This window comes from Priestia sp. AB, assembly GCF_028369225.1.
GTDB classification, from domain to species: domain Bacteria; phylum Bacillota; class Bacilli; order Bacillales; family Bacillaceae_H; genus Priestia; species Priestia megaterium.
On record NZ_JAQMYN010000004.1, the window covers coordinates 499,685 to 516,012 of the forward strand.

A 16,328-nucleotide genomic window follows, 5' to 3' on the forward strand; every position below is an offset into this window, starting at 1 on the left:
GTTAAAGTTTCATCGTAATTGTTTTGGCTTCGGTATAAAATTCAAAGCTGTGCCGGCCGCCTTCACGGCCAATTCCACTTGCTTTTGCTCCACCAAATGGCGTTCTTAAATCACGAATATACCAGCAGTTGATCCAAAGTAATCCAGCAGTAACTCCTGAAGCAACGCGTTGTGCTCTTCGTAAATCATTTGTCCAGACAACCCCTGCTAATCCATAAATAGAATCATTGGCAATTTGAATTGCTTCCTCTTCTGTTTTAAACGGAATGACAACAAGTACAGGACCAAAAATTTCTTCTTGAGCTACACGCATTTTGTTATCTACGTCGTAAAGAACAGTCGGCTCATAAAAATTTCCTGTTTCTAAGCCTTCTACTCTTTTTCCTCCGCATGCCAGCTTAGCTCCTTCCGCCAAACCAATTCGAACATATTCATCGACCGTTTCTAAGTGACTTTGTGATACAAGTGCGCCCATGTTTGTCTCTTCACTCAGAGGATCGCCTACTTTAATATTTTTTACCGCCGCTGTGAACTTTTCAAGAAACTGCTTATAAATGCTTTCTTGTACAAGTAAACGAGAACCTGCTAAGCATATCTCTCCTTGATTTCGATAGATTGCTTCGATAGATCCTTTTACTGCTTCATCCAAATCCGCATCTTCAAATACAATATTGGCTGATTTGCCTCCAAGCTCTAACGAAACAGGAATTAGGTTTTCTGCTGCATTTCGCATGACCGTTTTTCCTGTATTACTTTCCCCTACAAATGAAATACGGCGAACGGACGGATGAGTAGACATAGTAGTCCCTACCGTATTCCCTGGACCTGTAATAATATTCAATACGCCAGGAGGCAATCCAGCCTCATTAGCAATTTCTCCAAGCATCACTGCACTTAACGGTGTATAAGAAGCGGGCTTAATAACCACTGTATTGCCAGATGCCAAAGCAGCTGAAGCTTTCCATGTCATCTGCATAAAGGGTAGATTCCAAGGGATAATGAGGCTTGTAACTCCCGCTGGTGAATACTTGGCATAGGACATGACATTATGCTTTTCGTAATGCTCATGTACCATATATTTAGCCATCTCGGCAAAGAAACGAAAGTTTTGAGCTGCTCGTGGAATATCAAACTCTCGACTTTCTTTAATAGGTTTTCCTACATCTAGCGTTTCTAAATAAGCTAGTTCATCTACTTTTTCCATAATTAAGTCAGCCATTTTACAAAGGATGGCAGAGCGCTCTTCAACAGGCATCTTGCTCCAAATACCGCTTTCAAATGCACGCTGAGCTGCGTCGATAGCGCGCTTTGCATCTTCTGTGCCACCATTAGCTACAGAAGCTAATTTCTCATTCGTTGCTGGATTAAAGGTATCAAAGGTTTGACCGGATAGAGCGTCTACGTATTCTCCATTAATAAAAAGCTTTGCATCTTTTACCGTCATTTTTTCAATAACTGCCTCTTTACTCATCGGATATCCTCCTCATCCTCAATCTCTAAAACCATTTCAATTTCTACAGCTGTGTTATTGGGGAGCTGAGCCATTCCTACAGCTGAACGGGCGTGTTTCCCTTTATCCCCAAATACTTTTACGAGCAAGTCTGAAGCGCCATCCATTACTTTAGGCTGGTCCGTAAAGTCCTCTGTACTATTTACAAAACCAAGAATTTTAACGACACGCTTCACTTTGCTTAACCCTTCTAACTCGTAACTTACCGCACTCAATAAATTCAGCATGGATTGCTGAGCAGCCTTATATCCCTCTTCAATTGTTAAATCCTTGCCTAACTTGCCGTGATATTGATCTACACCTTGGCCAGCAGTAAACAATAAATTACCTGTTCGTACACGGCTGACGTAGTTTCCTACTGAAGGACGAACCTTTGACAGCGTTAAGCCAAGTTCTTGTAATCTATTCTCTGGTGTTTGTACTGTTGGCATAAATGTCACTCCTTTTCTCTTGCCCGATGTTTAAAAACTTCGCGGCATTTCCACCTAACATATCTAATCTTTGTTGCTCAGTTAAATCCAGCGTTTCATCCAGAACTTTTCCCGGAACAACTTCACGCAGTAAAAATGGATAATCCGATCCCATAAAGATTTTTTCATGTCCAAAACGTTCAATCATGTACTTTATGTTCAGTGGATCGTAGTTTAACGAATCAAAATAAAATTGCTTTGCATAGTAACTTGGAGGATGTGTTGTCAGTCTAAGGTGCGGCCATACTTCCCACCCTTTATCTAATCTAGGAAGAATATAAGGGAAAGATCCTCCTCCATGTGCAAAACAGACTTTTAATTTAGGGAATTTCTCCATAATGCCACTCCATAGAAGAGTTGCAGCCGCTAGTGCTGTTTCACTTGGCATTCCTACCGTATACATAAAGTTATGGTTTGGCATTCGATCGCGGCCTAACGTTTCCCACGGGTGAATGAAAATGGGCACTTCCCACCTTTCAGCCATTTGAAAAAACTGAATGAAAGATGGATGGTCTAAATTTTGGCCATTGACGTTTGTCCCAATTTCAATTCCATGCAGTTTTAATTCATTCACGCATCGTTCCATTTCTTTAATAGCCGTAGGACCGTCTTGCATAGGAACCGTCCCTAAACCAACAAAGCGATCAGGGTACTTAGCAACTGTTTCTGCAATAAAATCATTTTGGATTTTAGCCATTTCTAATGCATGTTCGGGCTGAGCCCAATAAGAGAACGTAACAGGGATAGGAGATAACACTTGAATATCTACTCCTTCTTTATCCATGTCAGCTATACGTTTTTCAGGGCTCCATACTTGGTCCGTTACGTCTCTGAAGTTTTTCCCTCCGACCATAATTGATGCTCCGCATGTACATGTACGTTCTAGCACGGGCCAGCGCTCACCGCCATATTTTTGAGCAAAATCAGGGAAACTTTCCGGAATGATATGTGTGTGAAAATCTATTCGCATTTCCATTCACTCGCTTCCGGTGCCATAACATGATTACACTTTTTACATGTGCGTAATTCTAAGCTGCTGTTGAACTCATGAATGGCTTCTTTTACTTGAACTTCAATATTAGTTAGCTGAACTTTTACCCGATGCATCTCGGCATCACATTCATCACAGAACCATACAAAGTCTTCTAACTCCCCTTTACTTCTGTTTCGCTCGATAACAATACCGATTGTGTCTGCTACACGATGTGGAGAATGCGGAACGTTTGGAGGAAGTAAATACACTTCGCCTTCTTTCACCGTTACAACTTCGCGCTTGCCTTCTTCATTAATGATTTCAACATAGCAATCACCTTTTAATTGATAAAAGATCTCTTCAGAAGGATCTACATGGAAATCACGGCGTTTATTGGGTCCTCCTAAAACCATAAACATCAATTCTGAGTCTTTCCATACTACTTTATTGTTTACGGGTGGTTTTAATTGATCTTTATGCTCTTCGATAAACTTCCAAAGATTTAATGGTTTAGATGATTGAATAGTATTTGTCATTGAGATAAGCTCCTTTTAATAAATTTTAATTTTTAAAAAATAATGGTTGGTTTGATTGCACTTAAAATACTAAGATCTTAAAATATGATTAATTCAGGATTTCCAGCTCGCTTACTTGTAGCTTTTTCTGCATGTAGACAACTTCATTTGCTAAATTCTTAATGCGACCTAACACTTCTGGATCGGCTACCTCATTCTTTTGATTAAAGTGAGTCGTATGAGCGTATACATAACTCGGTGCCACAAAAGCACGAAAGTAACCCGCAATAGGCTTTAACTGATTTTCAATGACTAAATAATGCTGATAAGTACCGCCTGTGGCAATGAACCCCATTACTTTATTTCGGAAAACCTGAGGATGTATTAAATCAAATACATTCTTAAGAGCACCCGTGATTGATCCTTGGAAGATAGGTGAACCAATTACATAAAAATCAGCGCTAGAAATAATTTCAATGACTTTTTTAGTATCTTCTGAATAAGCAGAGGGATCGCGGCCATCACAAAATTGGATGGTGTAATCTCGTAAATTTAAAAATTCAATTTCGATATCTGGATGCTGCAATTTAGCTTCTTCAAGTACTTGTTGAACAACAGCGCCTGTTTTAGAACCTATAATCGTGCCTGATATGCCTAGTAATTTCATTTTCACTTTCCTCCTTTTAAAAAAGTTCCATACTTATCTTCAAACACTCATTTTTTTATACATATTCCTTTTGTAAAGACCAACCTAATAAATCATTTGATTGGTCAATTGCGCCTTGCTGGATTAGCTGGCGAATTCTAGTAGAAGAAATTCTTGTTCCTTCTGCACAACAGACAGGTGGGATGATATCTACGAGAAAGTGCTTTGCCAGCAGTTTAATATCTCCTTCTCTATTTCGGCCGAAACGAAAATCGTTGCCTACTATGATCTCCGATGGATTAAGCTTTTTTAAGTTACTGATAAAATCAATTGATGGACGCTTAGCGTATAACTCATCAAAATGGATAATAACTGCGTAGTCTACTCCTAACTCAGCTATCAGACGTACCTTTTGATCAATAGGCGTCAACACTTGATCTTGTTGAAAATGAAAACGAGGAGGAGGATCAAATGTATAAACAACGCTAGGTATCTTTAACGCTTTGCTTCGAGTTACAGCTTGCTTAATTACTGCTTGATGTCCTTGATGGACGCCATCAAATGCACCTATAGCTATTACTGATGCTGGTAAAGTTAGTATTCCATCCTCATACCGTTGCATCTTTACACCTCCCTTATTAAGAACGTGAGGAACCTAGACCCTGTATCTATTAATAAAGTTCATTTTTAGATAAAAGCAGTATGGGTATCAGCTATTTGTTACTTCTTTCTTTTTAACTTCTGTATTTAAAGCAGCATCTACCATGGCAAATGAATGGCTGCGCTTATAGCTATTGTAGAAAATAGCTCTTTTACGGATTGGATCTCCTGTATAGTATCGCTCGTATTGAAGTAACCTTTGGCCAAATGCTTCTCCACATAAATCCCACGCTAATTTAAATAATTGAACGCGATCTATAGCAGGCACCCCTTCTCGGCCTCCATAATAACGATTTAAATCCTCTCTTAATTCAAGATTTTCAAAATCTGCTCCTGTAGGAGACATCAGCAAACCGCCTGCACCAATTGTTTGCATGACTTCAATAGCACGAGGGTACATTGTAGGAAGCAATCCACGAATTGTTTCTAAAGCCGTTTCGTTTGGAAGAGCTTCTCCTTTTTCATTAATCGTATACTCATACTCTGATGTTCGAAGCAAAGCCCTAATGGATTCTACTGACTGTATCAACTCCCCTAAGCTCTCTTGAACGTTTAGATATCCGTCTACACCAATTGCATCCGCTACTTTACAAGCTACTTCCGTTGCAAATTGAAGTTTAACTAATCCTCTTACGCCAGATTGATGTGCCGGTTGCTGAGCGATTCCTGTTTTAGGATAAAGAAGATTGGCAGCTTCAATATTGTTATATAAAAACACTCGGTTCCAAGGAATCAGCACATCGTTAAAAATCAAGACTGCATCCATCTCTTCAAATCGAGAGGCTAGCGGATGATCAAACACTGATCTTGTTCCGTCTTGCATAGCTTCTCGGCAAAGAATTCGAAGTCCCGGTGTATCAATCGGCAGCGCAAAAGCAAGTGCATAACGTTCATCGCCAGGTTTAAACCCTGGGAATGAATAGACAATCACTTCATCGGTAATAGGTGAAAGTGTAGCTAGCATTTTAGCTCCTTTTACAACAAGTCCATCCGGTGTTTCTTTTACAGCACCTAAATGAGTAAAGAGATCTTGCTGTTCATGTGAGGCTTTGCTTCGGTCGTTCTGCGGGTTGATAATAGCATGAGTTAAAAACAAGTCATTATCACGAATATAACGGTAATAATCTCTTATATTTTTGCCCCACTGTTCATTGTAATGATCTAGGAAACTAGCATTATGAAATAAAGAAGTGACTACAACATTTAAGAAATCCGGTGTTCGTCCCATCAGTCCAAAGGTAGCTTTTGCAAATGCTTCAAACACTTCTCGGCGAGCTACTAAGTCTTCGTAGCTTTTAGGAATTAAGAATGCATTTGATATTCTTTCTCCCGTTTCTTCGCAAATATGAGTAATTTTCTCTTGGTAAGCCGGGTCATGCTGCATATCGTACAACTTCGCAATTTCTAAAATAGGCTGTTGAAACACCTTTTCTTCAAATACATTTGTAATTTTTCTGCCTCCTAACCAAATTTCTGGCTGGCGTGATTTTAATGCATCAATATATTGAGCACCTGTACGAATCCCCATATTTGTTCATCCCCTTAAGGTTTAATAGTAATTAATTGAATTATAGTATTTGAATTTTTTCAGGGGTGTAGCCTCGTTAACATTTTTTTAGAGTTTTTTATTTTTGGAATGGACGGAGTAGCTCGAATAAGAAATTTATATTATTGCATTTACGCATTTTTCGCTTTAAGATATTGTAGAGAGCGTAACGTTTTTATAAAAATATTGGCTTATTAAAAAAGAGAGCAAATAAAGCGCATATTATTGTAAGCGCTTACTTATTTTGTTTTTTATAGCAACGTAAATAAAATATCCTACCCTCTAGTGTGTTACTTGATCTTACAATTGTCTTTTGAATTTTTTAGGCGTATCTTATATTTTGATTAAGGAGTGAGTATGATGTCTATTCTCTTCAATCATGAAAATAATTTCAAAAACTACTTAATGTACGGAAAAAGGCAATATATGAAACAAAAAAATGTGGTATATGAACAAGGAGACATTGGAAAAGGATTTTATTACTTGGACAGTGGATTAATTAAAGTCCACACCTCTACCCCATTAGGAAAAGAACGCGTATTAAACATTGTATTGCCAGGTCAATTATTGGGAGTCCAAGCAATGGACCAGCAAGCTCATTTCACTACTGCTACTACGGTAAAAGATTCTGTACTATATTATTTTAGTTATGACGATTTTAAAAAGCTTATAACTATTCACCCGCCCATACTAAACCTTATTACAAAGAGTATTATTCAAAAAATGCATATCTTAGCTGAACAAATTAATTTACATGCGTTAACTACCGAGCAGCAAATCGCCACTGTGCTTTTAAACATCTATCATGACTTTAAAAGCTATGAAATTCCTTTAACACAAAAGGACCTAGCAACGTGTACCGGTTTAACAAGGATTACAGTTTATAAAACGTTAAAAAAATGGAAAGAGAAAAAACTAATAGATAGTAAAAATAAAAGATTTCTAATTAAGAACCCGGATCTGTTAAAAAACTATCTCTTTCAGTAATAAACGCTTTGGTCACGTTATCAAAGTAAGGAATAATGCTCGATGCAGTAAATGTTTCTGTACGCTTAAAATACACGTTTATAGAAAGGTGATTAAATGGTAAACCTTCGATACATATGGCGTCCCTTTTTAAAGTATGGACAGATGATAAAATTAGAAGAAAACACCACAATCTATTATCAAGGAGAAGTTGGTAAAGGATTTTATTATTTAGATAAAGGCAGTGTAAAGATTACTCTCTTAACTGAGAAGGGAGCAGAACGTACGGTTAACTATGTTCCTGAAGGGATGTTATTAGGGGAAAACGGTATTAATAAAGAGCCTTATTTAACAACGGCCGTAACCACAGCTCCATCCGTTTTATATTATTTTACTAATGAAACAACGTTAAAAATATACGAGGAGGAACCGAAAGCAGTCATTCTCTTTACAAATTCTCTTCTCTATAAGTTTAGACTGCTAGCAGAAATTATTACGTTTCTTAATCTCCCCGTTGAACAACAGATGGCTCATTATTTAGTAAAGCTCGTAAAAGAAAATGAGGAATTTCCCTTTAATCAAACATCTTTTGCCCGCTACGTTGGGACTTCCCGCATTACCGTGAATAAAATCATTCAAAAATGGAGTAAAGAAAAATTGATTGAGCTGTCTAATCAAAATATTTATATTAAAAACATCAGTAAACTTAAAGAAATAAGAGATCAAAACAGCAAAAACATAGGCGATTTAGATATGCTAATGCTGCCATTAATGTGATTATACTAGCTTGGATTCAGTTTTTAATTCGTTTACGTGTTACAGGAATTTCCACACTTAAAATGAAGCAGTTTTCTGATTTGCGACAGAAAGGAGATTCTACTATTACTGCAAGAAAGGAATTGTTAGAAGAACATTATAAAGATGTCTTAAGCAAGATAGAGGAACTAGAGTTAAATTCGCAGAGAATTGAAGAAAAAATTGCGCACTATAAAAAATTAGAGACAGTGGAAAACCAACAATAAAAAAGACCTTGAAATACATCTTTCAAGGTCTTTCTTATTGTACCTAATATAACATTAAACAAAAAACGCTGAATTTATATATGTAGCAGATTTGAAGTATTCCCACCTAACACTCTGTCTGCAACTTCTCCACTAGCTGCATTTGAAAAATTTGTGTGTCTTGAATACCGGCTTTTTGGAGTTCCTGTTTAAAGGATTCTCTTTTTTTTAGTTTTAATAATTAACAAATCTATACTAACTTTCATTAATAATAGAGACATTAATAGAAAACTCCTCAAAACTTAATTGTCCCAAGGCAAACTTCATACTTTCAACAAATATACGTTCATTTTTAGTTAGCTCACGCTTTGCTTCCTTTTCAATCCATTCATGCTCAACGTCTAAAACATCTAACACATGCTTTTGTTTTGAAAAAGCCTCATAGTATCTTAATCCAAACTTTCTTTGGGAAACGGCATCAATATGAATGCCATCTGGATTTGCTGTTAAGCCTTTTGATGTTACAAAATAACAATTTTTTTCAGTATGGGCAACTTTAGATAATATCTGGTTTATTTGTTTATATTCTACAGCGCTTTTTCCAAATCCGACATCTCCAAGGTAATGTCCTAACTCACCGATAATAATCGGGATATCTGGTGCATTCAATTCTTCTCTCAAGTGTTTAAATAATGAAAGCAATTTATCTTCATACGTCTTATAACGTTCTCCGTAACTGTCGCTTTCTCCTTGATGCCACAGAATTCCCACTAACTCACTTGTTTCCATTGCGAATTTTGCTTCAGAAATCGTGTGTCTTGTTAATAGTCCGTCAATTGTCCACTCATCAATTGAGCTTCCTCCCTCGGCACATGGTATTACCCCAATGGACTCGCCTGGATGATCCTCTGTCCAAGCTTGAGCAAAAGAGGCTGCCGGCCCAACACCAGATATGTGACGATCAAAATTAAGTGGTTCTGCCATCGTTTGCCACCTACCGTTTCTCAACATATGTATATGCTCATTATAAATCGGCGGTACATCCTCAATAAACCCTCTGCCTGCCATATTTGATTGTCCAATTAATAATACAGATTTCATAGAAATACCTTCTTTCTTTGCCATGTTAATCACTTTTTTCTAATTTGCTCGTGGTTATACTTATAGAATTAGTTACACTTTGATATACAGCTTAATTAATGGCCTCAAGGGCTTGTTTCAAATAATCCATTTCAGAGGTTATATCATCTATCTGTTGGTTTAACTGACTTACTTTATCAAGAGTATTCTGTGCGTCTAATAAATTAATTTCTAACATCAAACGGCTTGCTTCACTCTCAAGTTCTAGTCTCTTTGCAAATAATATCTCGTGCTTTTTTATAATTTCGGATTTTAAATTTTTAATATTGTTTTCTTCCATACTTCTACCTCACTAACTTGTAATAACAGTATTTTATTGAAATGTAAATTCCCCTATATAATTTAATAATTACCTACAGGGAGGTTTATATAGCATGGTTAAAATCCTCTTTTTCACTTACAGGAAAACCACATTTATTTCGCATTTACATAAGCTAAATAATAAGAACCAATTAAAATAAATTCCATTATTCACTTTCCTCGGATGGCGTTCATAAGTTCTTGGTGTTGACATTCAGATACATACTGAGCGTTTAGAAGCTTCTCTAACTGTTAAAAACAAATACAACATTCCAAAATAAGGGAAAATTTAAATCGTTTTGTTTTTTTTGCAGGAAAAGAAAGCGCAGTATATAAAGATAACAGTATGCATCAAAAAGTGTTGAGAACATTTTATCATTATTTTCTATCAGCACGAGATTCATAATTTGAGAAAAGAGCTTATATCAGTCCGTGTCTTAAGTATGCCTATTATATAGAATGGGTTACTTAGTAAATAAGGGAAGGTGATTTATATGTTAGGGGAAGAAGATTTAAAAGTAAATTGTATATCAGCTGCTATAGGTTTACTCATCCAACATAATATCATCACTCACCAGGAACTGGACAAACTAACTAAAACGAATTATCACGTTTTTTATCATTTTCTAATGGATAAGCTAATTGAAGAAGAGTTTAGTAAAGATAGAGTGGTACAAACATAAGTGCTTCAACAAAACAAAAACCGCAAGATTAAAAGAAAAGATCTCCTATTTTAAATGTGATTCTTATAAGGCTCCTTACATATTAGACATATATAATATGTAAGGGCTTTCTTGTTAAACAAACGCCCCCTATAGTTTAAATGTATTTCTTCACAATCTATCATTTTAAAAGTCATTTTATCAAAGGAAGTCTGCCAGTATTGTTTCAAAAAAAGTCCTCTTCTCGTTTCAGGAACAGAACCTATATTCAGTGGATTTTTATAAGCTACTTCCAAGTCTGATCCAGTTTATCTGAGTAGAAATGTAAGGCTTTTTTATAACTTAGTATTTCATTATCATTTGTCGTATTTAGTAAGCATTTCAGTATCAGTTCCATCGCTTTGCTATGTTCTTTTAAATTGTATAAGGTCATGGAATAAAACACTTTAATTACATGATTATCTGGGAACAATTCCATTCCTTTTAAAAATGTCTCTTTTGACTTTTCATATTCCCCCAAGGCTCTATATGTGCTGCCCAATCCCAATATTGCCCCTTCCATATCCTTAGAAGGTAATCCTATCTTTATGGCATTTTCGTAAAAGGGTACTGCCTTTTCTTCTTCTCCTAATATGTCGAAGCTCCACGCACATTGATAATTATATAAAGCATCGTCTGGAAATTCCTTAACTAATTCACTTAGCAATTCGTTAGATTCTGTGTGATTTCCATTCTTTCGTAACGCTAGTGCTTTATCTAATTTGTTATTCAACTTAAATCTCCAACCCTTCTTTTTCCCACTACTTATCTCTTAACATCCTTCCATATCCAGAAATTCAGCGTATTCGTACACTTTATCCAGATCTATTTCTTGCTTTAACTATCTGTTTAATTTTTAAAGGCTAATCCATTGGCCTGCAAAGCTGTTCTAAGTTTAGGTAAAGAAGCCGGCCCCATACCATGAAATTGTAATATCTCTTTTTCACTAAATGTTGATACCTGCTGCAAAGTAGTTACCCCGTTGTTTTCCAATGCTCGTCTTGCTGGTGCTGATAGCATGGAGAGAAATCCATTGTCAGGTTTGCGTTCTTGCTCACAGGTTGGGCAGGCCGGACAGTTACTGCTTTTATAATATTTGTGTCCTTTATGACAGATTCTTAGATTTCCCTTTTGGGTTTTCATTTTTAATCTCTCCTTTTCTCAAGAATTTTTTAGCTTTTATCCCCTGCCACTTCTCCAACGGATGGTTTATGAAGGTACAACACATGCTACGTATAGTAAGCTCATTACCATTAAATACGTATGAGTCTCGTTTCAGATAGTGTATCTCCATTACAAATCATGCTAACACCTTACATGTTTGCGTTTGAAACCAAGCCGTCCTCTATCTATATCCTTTCGAATGTTTTTGGAAGCAAGAAGAATACTGCTTTTTTTCTTATCCTTCTTAACTTCGACTGGACCTACTGCCTTTGCCGTTTCAAGCGCCTTTTCATGAAGTGGCAAATATGAAATACCGACTGTATAGATAAAATTATTCATAGCCGATTTGGTTCGATCTGGAGAATCGTGAATCGTGTTTTCCACTTGATTAAGCATATCGGCAATCTTGCTTTTGCTAAATTCATCGTCAGGACGATTACCCAAAAGCCAGCAGTAACAACTCCAACCTGCCGACATTTTAAGTTCTTCACCACTTGCCACCCATTTATCAGCAACAGCTTGCGCAAAATCGGTTTCTGACAAAGTTACTGCAACTACATAATCGGATAGCATGTAAAAATACGCTTTATCAATCCAACGCTCAAAATCCTCCGCAGTCATCTCTGTTGGGTCTGCAATGATACCAGCAAAATACATAGCATCGTAATTGCCAGAAGCGTAAAGCTGCTCAGCTAAAGCCTGGTTTTTCTTGATTTTCTTTGCAATAGGCTTCATTTTTCCTGTTGCCACTCCAAAAAGCGGATCGTGTGCACCATTGTTTATGTAAGTCTTTTTAATTCGTTCCGTACCAAGCGCTTCAAGTTCTTTCATAACCATTTCAAAATCCATCGTTCTGTACCCTCCTTCTTCTCCATTCGTAAACTGGATCATCTTTTCTTTTTAGTTCAGCTTCCAATTTATCCTGTAATTCCTAAGCTGCTTGGGGATCAGTTCACCTTTCATAATCTGCTCTTTATTTTCGCCAAAAAGTTGAACAGTCTTTCTTATCCAAAATATTAAACTCGATTATTTTTTTAAGTAATTCATAGTTTACTGGCTCAGTCCATAGAATTCGAAATAGGCCTTTGGTAGCACTGTATCCAGCCTGGGCAATGTCATGATTAAAGTACGCAATCCCTGTTTCTTCAGGTGAAACGCTCAAATGATGTTTCGCTGGGGAACAGCCGACGATAAATGTGCCATGATCAGTAAACATTGGCGTATTCCATTTGATTTGTGGTTCCAAATTCGGGAAAGTATTAGCAATCCAAGCCAAAACTTCCTCTGTTCGGTCACGGTGGTCAGGGCTATCTATACGCGCTAAATATTCTGCAAAAACTTCCATAGCATTTTCTCCTCAAATAATTTTTTTAATTTACTCTACTTTTATACAAATGGAACATCAGTCAGTTCACTTAACCTTATTTCATTTTTAACTCAAATACATTAACAATTTATATTAGCCATGTTTTAAATAAAATGTACTAATCATTTAATCCTTTTCCATTAAGAATGTTCGGAATGCATTTTTCAACTCTTGATGCTCGAGTCTTAGATTGTTTGGCCGCAGAAAAATAAAGAATATATGCTCTTTGCCGTCCTGGAGTCAATGTAGTAAAAGCATCTTTTAGAGCAGGTATTTCATCAAATTTATGCTGTAGCTCTTCAGGAATAATGAGTTCTTCAGGCTTTTTGACTTTGACTTTTAATCCGGCTTTTTCCACCTCAATAGCTTCATAAATATAAGCTTTTAAGACAGCTTCCTTTTCAACTATTTCTTGCACATTGGTAAAGCGAATTTGCCGCGCTCCTTGTACATTCTCCGTTTGTTGGATTAGAATACTATGAGAATCTTGTAACAGAGCACCTTTAGGAAACAGTAGCGCACAGTATTCTTTGAATCCATGTATTAAAACAATGTTTTTTTTCTCAAACGTGTAACAAGGGTTCATCCATTTATAATCTTCGGTCAACTCACAGTCAAGAACAATCTTTCTCAACGTCTCATATTCTTCTTTCCACTTTTTAGCTTTACTTAAAAACTCATCGACCTTAGGATGCATTTTACTATTTGTCATCAAGGAACACTCCTATTCAATTTTTTAATCTGTCTCTCTCGCAATCATACAGTCAACCTTCAATTCATTTAATGGTGTTACTATTCTTCAAATGTAGGAAATGCCCTTCTTCAACTGACTTGATAGTTATTAAAATCATAAATATTTTAACTTTATAAGAAAGAGGCTTTCGTTTATTTATCAAGCGTTACCCTTTCACCAGTCTCTGCAGATGTTCGAACCGCATCTAATAATTGATGAAGTTTAACAGCATCGTGGAAGTTTGGAATTTGACTTTTATGTTCAAATATATCTTTTGCCAACACCTTATAAGCCTTTTCAACGTAATCTTTTGGATGATTATCTTTTACCGAAGATACGTTTATCTCTTCAACATACACACTTTCAGTACTTAATAAATAAGTAGGATACTTAACCTTCTCTACTTTGAGATTACCAAATTGTACGTGACCGGATGAAGAATTCTGGGTTAAGCGAAAAACACCTTTTTCTCCTCTAATCTCTAATTGAAAAGCAGGATAAACTCCGCCTTGAATATGAACAGCAGCTGAAATGTTACCGTTGAGTGTTCCCTGTATTAAGATTTGGTCCGCTGTATCCTTTGACACCGTAACTTCTGCTCCTTGTATGAGAGCTTCTGTATAATGCGTATTCATTATCGAGGATAACTCTTTAAAGTCACCTAAGATGTAGCACAGAACATCAAGCGAGTGTCCACCATTGATTGTAAGAAGGTTGGCTCCATTTTCTTTTTTTAAGATATAGCTGTTTGCTTCATCTGTTATTCCACCCTTTCCTTGTGTCGCTACCTGCATGGTACAGGAGATAATTCTTCCAATTTCCCCTTGGTTAATAGCCTGCTTTACATAATTCACCTCGGGAGATTGTCTTGCTTGTAACCCAATCGCATGGTGAATGTCCACCTTATCCGCTAACTTTGCCAGTTTAATTGCTTGCTTAGTATCTACACCTAAAGGCCACTCGCAATAAATATGTTTCTTTTCCTCTATTGCTGCAATTGAAGCTTCGTAATGAAACGGAACTTTTACACTAACTACTACTAAATCAACATCTTTAGATTGCGCTAGTCCCTTATAATCTGTAAAGCTATGGGAAGCATTAAGTACTCTCGCACTTTCCTTGGCGGTTTCTGCTTTTGATGTTCCAATTGCGGTTATTCGATAAAAAGGGCTTTCTTTCAGTACTGGAATATGTGTTTTGCTCGCCCATTGATTATTTAAAGATCCCCCTATAATTCCTACTTTTATTAATTTCTCCTTCATTAGACATTCCTCCAACATTTTGTAGAAAACATTACCTTTTAATCAAGTATAATTAAAATGAATCACCATTTTAAATATTAAAATATGATAGCTATATCACTTTTTTTGATGGAGGGTGAATATGAATGGATATTGAAAATATGAAAGCTTTTGTTTCAGTGGCCGAATTAAAAAATATATCTGCGGCTGCAATAAAATTGAACCATCTTCAATCTAATATGACTGCCAAAATAAAGAAAATAGAAAGCTATTATAATCAAGAACTATTTATTAGAAACTCAAAGGGCGTTAAATTAACCAAGCAAGGAGAAAAATTGTACCACCAATTTAAAAAAATATTGCTTCTTTGGGAAGAAACTGAAAATAAGATGAAGAAACAAGATGAAAAACTCCGCATTGGCACCATGATATCAGTTGGGGGCACTCAATTCTCAAGCGCTTTAAACAAACTTTACAACACCTATCCAGATCTAGCAGTAACATTAAAAACGGGTTCAACCGAATATATTGAAAATCAAATTCTACTTGGACAAATCGATGTAGCTTATACAATTGGATCATTAAACAACCAAAAGATAAAATATAAAAAAGTAGGCGTAGAAGAAATGGTTGTCATTGGTCGCGATATTGATCAACACACGACATTCGATGACTATGTAAGACAAAAGAATATACTGGTACTTTCAGATAAGTGTTTGTACATGACAATATTAGATACTATTTACGCCAGCTTACATATTGAACAAGGTGACATGATCGAAGTTAGCGATCCAGAAACATTAGTAAAATTTGCGTTAATGGGCATGGGAATTTCCTTAATATCTAAGCGTATCGCAAACCGTTATAATATCCATAATTTTTTAGAAGTTCCACCACCTTATCGGTACACTGACTTTTATCTCATTTCCCGGCTAAATTATGAATTTACCCCTATCGAAAAACAGTTTATTGAATTGAATAACTTCCTTGGGGACACTTTTAGAAGAGTAGAAGTTTAATATTGAGGTTATAGTTTTTTCTGTAACCTTCTTTGTGATTTCTTGGCTATCATTGTTTTTTATATAGGTACAGTGAAAGATTTTTTCGTTTTACGTAAAGCGTATTCTTAGCAGCCATTTATAATAAAGAGCAAATCAATGTTTGATTCGCTCTTTATTAATCTTCCCTCATATCCAACATGTAGAATTCTACAGCGTTATCTTCATTATCCTTAAAATACAACCGCTTCGCTTTTTGCATATTAATATTAACCTCTTCTATAACCTTATGGTCGATACTAGCATCGTTTAATACTCTAATGGCAGAATCAAAGTTTTCTGTTTTTATATGTAAAGCAAAATGGACATGAATACCACCTTGTTCATAACTATTCACA

General features: G+C 36.2%; 21 protein-coding genes. 5 read left to right on the forward strand and 16 right to left on the reverse strand.

The genetic code is table 11. The features are described from left to right. Nucleotide 1: 1 nt before the first annotated feature. The 7 genes from POF52_RS15915 to POF52_RS15945 all read right to left on the reverse strand — a co-directional run bounded on the left by POF52_RS15915 (nt 2) and on the right by POF52_RS15945 (nt 6,302). Nucleotides 2-1,471, reverse strand: a complete 1,470-nt coding sequence (locus POF52_RS15915) for an aldehyde dehydrogenase (protein ID WP_271993395.1) — start codon at nt 1,469-1,471, stop codon at nt 2-4. Beyond that, nucleotides 1,468-1,941, reverse strand: a complete 474-nt coding sequence (locus POF52_RS15920) for a RidA family protein (protein ID WP_271993396.1) — start codon at nt 1,939-1,941, stop codon at nt 1,468-1,470. The genes POF52_RS15915 and POF52_RS15920 overlap by 4 nt, the downstream gene beginning before the upstream one ends. Next, nucleotides 1,913-2,956 (reverse strand): amidohydrolase family protein, encoded by a 1,044-nt coding sequence (locus POF52_RS15925; protein WP_271993397.1) that lies wholly within the window; start codon nt 2,954-2,956, stop codon nt 1,913-1,915. Before POF52_RS15925 ends, POF52_RS15920 begins: the two co-directional genes overlap by 29 nt. Beyond that, nucleotides 2,941-3,489 (reverse strand): 3-hydroxyanthranilate 3,4-dioxygenase, encoded by a 549-nt coding sequence (locus POF52_RS15930; RefSeq protein ID WP_271993398.1) that lies wholly within the window; start codon nt 3,487-3,489, stop codon nt 2,941-2,943. The genes POF52_RS15925 and POF52_RS15930 overlap by 16 nt, the downstream gene beginning before the upstream one ends. A gap of 88 nt (nt 3,490-3,577) precedes the next feature. Then, nucleotides 3,578-4,135: an NADPH-dependent FMN reductase gene (locus POF52_RS15935; protein ID WP_271993399.1), complete on the reverse strand. Its 558-nt coding sequence runs from the start codon at nt 4,133-4,135 to the stop codon at nt 3,578-3,580. A gap of 55 nt (nt 4,136-4,190) precedes the next feature. Further along, complete coding sequence (locus POF52_RS15940; RefSeq protein WP_271993400.1) at nt 4,191-4,736, reverse strand: FAD synthetase family protein; 546 nt, start codon at nt 4,734-4,736, stop codon at nt 4,191-4,193. Nucleotides 4,737-4,823: 87 nt separating this feature from the next. Then, nucleotides 4,824-6,302: a 4-hydroxyphenylacetate 3-hydroxylase family protein gene (locus POF52_RS15945; RefSeq protein WP_271993401.1), complete on the reverse strand. Its 1,479-nt coding sequence runs from the start codon at nt 6,300-6,302 to the stop codon at nt 4,824-4,826. A gap of 375 nt (nt 6,303-6,677) precedes the next feature. Between POF52_RS15945 and POF52_RS15950 the strand changes: the two genes are divergently transcribed. The 3 genes from POF52_RS15950 to POF52_RS15960 all read left to right on the forward strand — a co-directional run bounded on the left by POF52_RS15950 (nt 6,678) and on the right by POF52_RS15960 (nt 8,308). Then, complete coding sequence (locus POF52_RS15950; protein ID WP_271993402.1) at nt 6,678-7,307, forward strand: Crp/Fnr family transcriptional regulator; 630 nt, start codon at nt 6,678-6,680, stop codon at nt 7,305-7,307. 96 nt (nt 7,308-7,403) lie between these two features. Further along, a complete protein-coding gene (locus POF52_RS15955) occupies nt 7,404-8,063 on the forward strand; it encodes a Crp/Fnr family transcriptional regulator (protein ID WP_216875193.1) in 660 nt (219 codons plus the stop codon). After that, on the forward strand, nt 8,060-8,308 hold the full coding sequence (locus POF52_RS15960) for a MerR family DNA-binding protein (protein WP_271993403.1): 249 nt from the start codon (nt 8,060-8,062) through the stop codon (nt 8,306-8,308). The genes POF52_RS15955 and POF52_RS15960 overlap by 4 nt, the downstream gene beginning before the upstream one ends. 234 nt (nt 8,309-8,542) lie before the next feature. Here POF52_RS15960 and POF52_RS15965 read toward each other — a convergent pair whose 3' ends face one another. Then, nucleotides 8,543-9,388, reverse strand: a complete 846-nt coding sequence (locus POF52_RS15965; protein ID WP_271993404.1) for a sialate O-acetylesterase — start codon at nt 9,386-9,388, stop codon at nt 8,543-8,545. Nucleotides 9,389-9,479: 91 nt separating this feature from the next. Continuing rightward, on the reverse strand, nt 9,480-9,707 hold the full coding sequence (locus POF52_RS15970) for a hypothetical protein (protein ID WP_271993405.1): 228 nt from the start codon (nt 9,705-9,707) through the stop codon (nt 9,480-9,482). Between the two features lie 514 nt (nt 9,708-10,221). Between POF52_RS15970 and POF52_RS15975 the strand changes: the two genes are divergently transcribed. Continuing rightward, nucleotides 10,222-10,410, forward strand: a complete 189-nt coding sequence (locus tag POF52_RS15975) for a hypothetical protein (protein ID WP_014458940.1) — start codon at nt 10,222-10,224, stop codon at nt 10,408-10,410. A gap of 265 nt (nt 10,411-10,675) precedes the next feature. On the opposite strand, the gene POF52_RS15980 is transcribed toward POF52_RS15975, so the two are convergent. The 6 genes from POF52_RS15980 to POF52_RS16005 all read right to left on the reverse strand — a co-directional run bounded on the left by POF52_RS15980 (nt 10,676) and on the right by POF52_RS16005 (nt 14,953). Continuing rightward, nucleotides 10,676-11,161, reverse strand: a complete 486-nt coding sequence (locus POF52_RS15980) for a tetratricopeptide repeat protein (RefSeq protein WP_271993406.1) — start codon at nt 11,159-11,161, stop codon at nt 10,676-10,678. 116 nt (nt 11,162-11,277) lie between these two features. After that, nucleotides 11,278-11,571 carry an RNA polymerase alpha subunit C-terminal domain-containing protein gene (locus POF52_RS15985; RefSeq protein WP_271993407.1) on the reverse strand — a complete coding sequence of 98 codons (294 nt, stop codon included), beginning with the start codon at nt 11,569-11,571 and terminating at the stop codon, nt 11,278-11,280. A 162-nt stretch (nt 11,572-11,733) separates the two neighbouring features. After that, nucleotides 11,734-12,441 (reverse strand): DNA alkylation repair protein, encoded by a 708-nt coding sequence (locus tag POF52_RS15990; RefSeq protein WP_271993408.1) that lies wholly within the window; start codon nt 12,439-12,441, stop codon nt 11,734-11,736. A gap of 124 nt (nt 12,442-12,565) precedes the next feature. After that, the gene (locus tag POF52_RS15995) at nt 12,566-12,937 is read right to left on the reverse strand and encodes an iron chaperone (RefSeq protein WP_271993409.1); all 372 of its coding nucleotides are present in this window, start codon (nt 12,935-12,937) and stop codon (nt 12,566-12,568) included. A gap of 139 nt (nt 12,938-13,076) precedes the next feature. Continuing rightward, complete coding sequence (locus tag POF52_RS16000) at nt 13,077-13,670, reverse strand: YdeI/OmpD-associated family protein (protein ID WP_176584471.1); 594 nt, start codon at nt 13,668-13,670, stop codon at nt 13,077-13,079. Nucleotides 13,671-13,843: 173 nt separating this feature from the next. Continuing rightward, nucleotides 13,844-14,953 (reverse strand): Gfo/Idh/MocA family protein, encoded by a 1,110-nt coding sequence (locus POF52_RS16005; protein ID WP_271993410.1) that lies wholly within the window; start codon nt 14,951-14,953, stop codon nt 13,844-13,846. Between the two features lie 125 nt (nt 14,954-15,078). Here POF52_RS16005 and POF52_RS16010 point away from each other — a divergent pair, with 125 nt between their 5' ends. Beyond that, nucleotides 15,079-15,951, forward strand: coding sequence for a LysR family transcriptional regulator (locus tag POF52_RS16010; protein WP_013084290.1), 873 nt, complete (start codon nt 15,079-15,081; stop codon nt 15,949-15,951). A gap of 157 nt (nt 15,952-16,108) precedes the next feature. Here POF52_RS16010 and POF52_RS16015 read toward each other — a convergent pair whose 3' ends face one another. Then, nucleotides 16,109-16,327, reverse strand: coding sequence for a hypothetical protein (locus POF52_RS16015; RefSeq protein ID WP_176584473.1), 219 nt, complete (start codon nt 16,325-16,327; stop codon nt 16,109-16,111). Nucleotide 16,328 lies beyond the last annotated feature (1 nt).

Bases quoted from the DNA above. Each gene is read 5' to 3' on its own strand.
- POF52_RS15915 (WP_271993395.1), bottom strand. From the start codon at position 1,471: ATGAGTAAAGAGGCAGTTATTGAAAAAATGACGGTAAAAGATGCAAAG.
- POF52_RS15920 (WP_271993396.1), bottom strand. From the start codon at position 1,941: ATGCCAACAGTACAAACACCAGAGAATAGATTACAAGAACTTGGCTTA.
- POF52_RS15925 (WP_271993397.1), bottom strand. From the start codon at position 2,956: ATGGAAATGCGAATAGATTTTCACACACATATCATTCCGGAAAGTTTC.
- POF52_RS15930 (WP_271993398.1), bottom strand. From the start codon at position 3,489: ATGACAAATACTATTCAATCATCTAAACCATTAAATCTTTGGAAGTTT.
- POF52_RS15935 (WP_271993399.1), bottom strand. From the start codon at position 4,135: ATGAAATTACTAGGCATATCAGGCACGATTATAGGTTCTAAAACAGGC.
- POF52_RS15940 (WP_271993400.1), bottom strand. From the start codon at position 4,736: ATGCAACGGTATGAGGATGGAATACTAACTTTACCAGCATCAGTAATA.
- POF52_RS15945 (WP_271993401.1), bottom strand. From the start codon at position 6,302: ATGGGGATTCGTACAGGTGCTCAATATATTGATGCATTAAAATCACGC.
- POF52_RS15950 (WP_271993402.1), top strand. From the start codon at position 6,678: ATGATGTCTATTCTCTTCAATCATGAAAATAATTTCAAAAACTACTTA.
- POF52_RS15955 (WP_216875193.1), top strand. From the start codon at position 7,404: ATGGTAAACCTTCGATACATATGGCGTCCCTTTTTAAAGTATGGACAG.
- POF52_RS15965 (WP_271993404.1), bottom strand. From the start codon at position 9,388: ATGAAATCTGTATTATTAATTGGACAATCAAATATGGCAGGCAGAGGG.
- POF52_RS15970 (WP_271993405.1), bottom strand. From the start codon at position 9,707: ATGGAAGAAAACAATATTAAAAATTTAAAATCCGAAATTATAAAAAAG.
- POF52_RS15975 (WP_014458940.1), top strand. From the start codon at position 10,222: ATGTTAGGGGAAGAAGATTTAAAAGTAAATTGTATATCAGCTGCTATA.
- POF52_RS15985 (WP_271993407.1), bottom strand. From the start codon at position 11,571: ATGAAAACCCAAAAGGGAAATCTAAGAATCTGTCATAAAGGACACAAA.
- POF52_RS15990 (WP_271993408.1), bottom strand. From the start codon at position 12,441: ATGGATTTTGAAATGGTTATGAAAGAACTTGAAGCGCTTGGTACGGAA.
- POF52_RS15995 (WP_271993409.1), bottom strand. From the start codon at position 12,937: ATGGAAGTTTTTGCAGAATATTTAGCGCGTATAGATAGCCCTGACCAC.
- POF52_RS16000 (WP_176584471.1), bottom strand. From the start codon at position 13,670: ATGACAAATAGTAAAATGCATCCTAAGGTCGATGAGTTTTTAAGTAAA.
- POF52_RS16005 (WP_271993410.1), bottom strand. From the start codon at position 14,953: ATGAAGGAGAAATTAATAAAAGTAGGAATTATAGGGGGATCTTTAAAT.
- POF52_RS16010 (WP_013084290.1), top strand. From the start codon at position 15,079: ATGGATATTGAAAATATGAAAGCTTTTGTTTCAGTGGCCGAATTAAAA.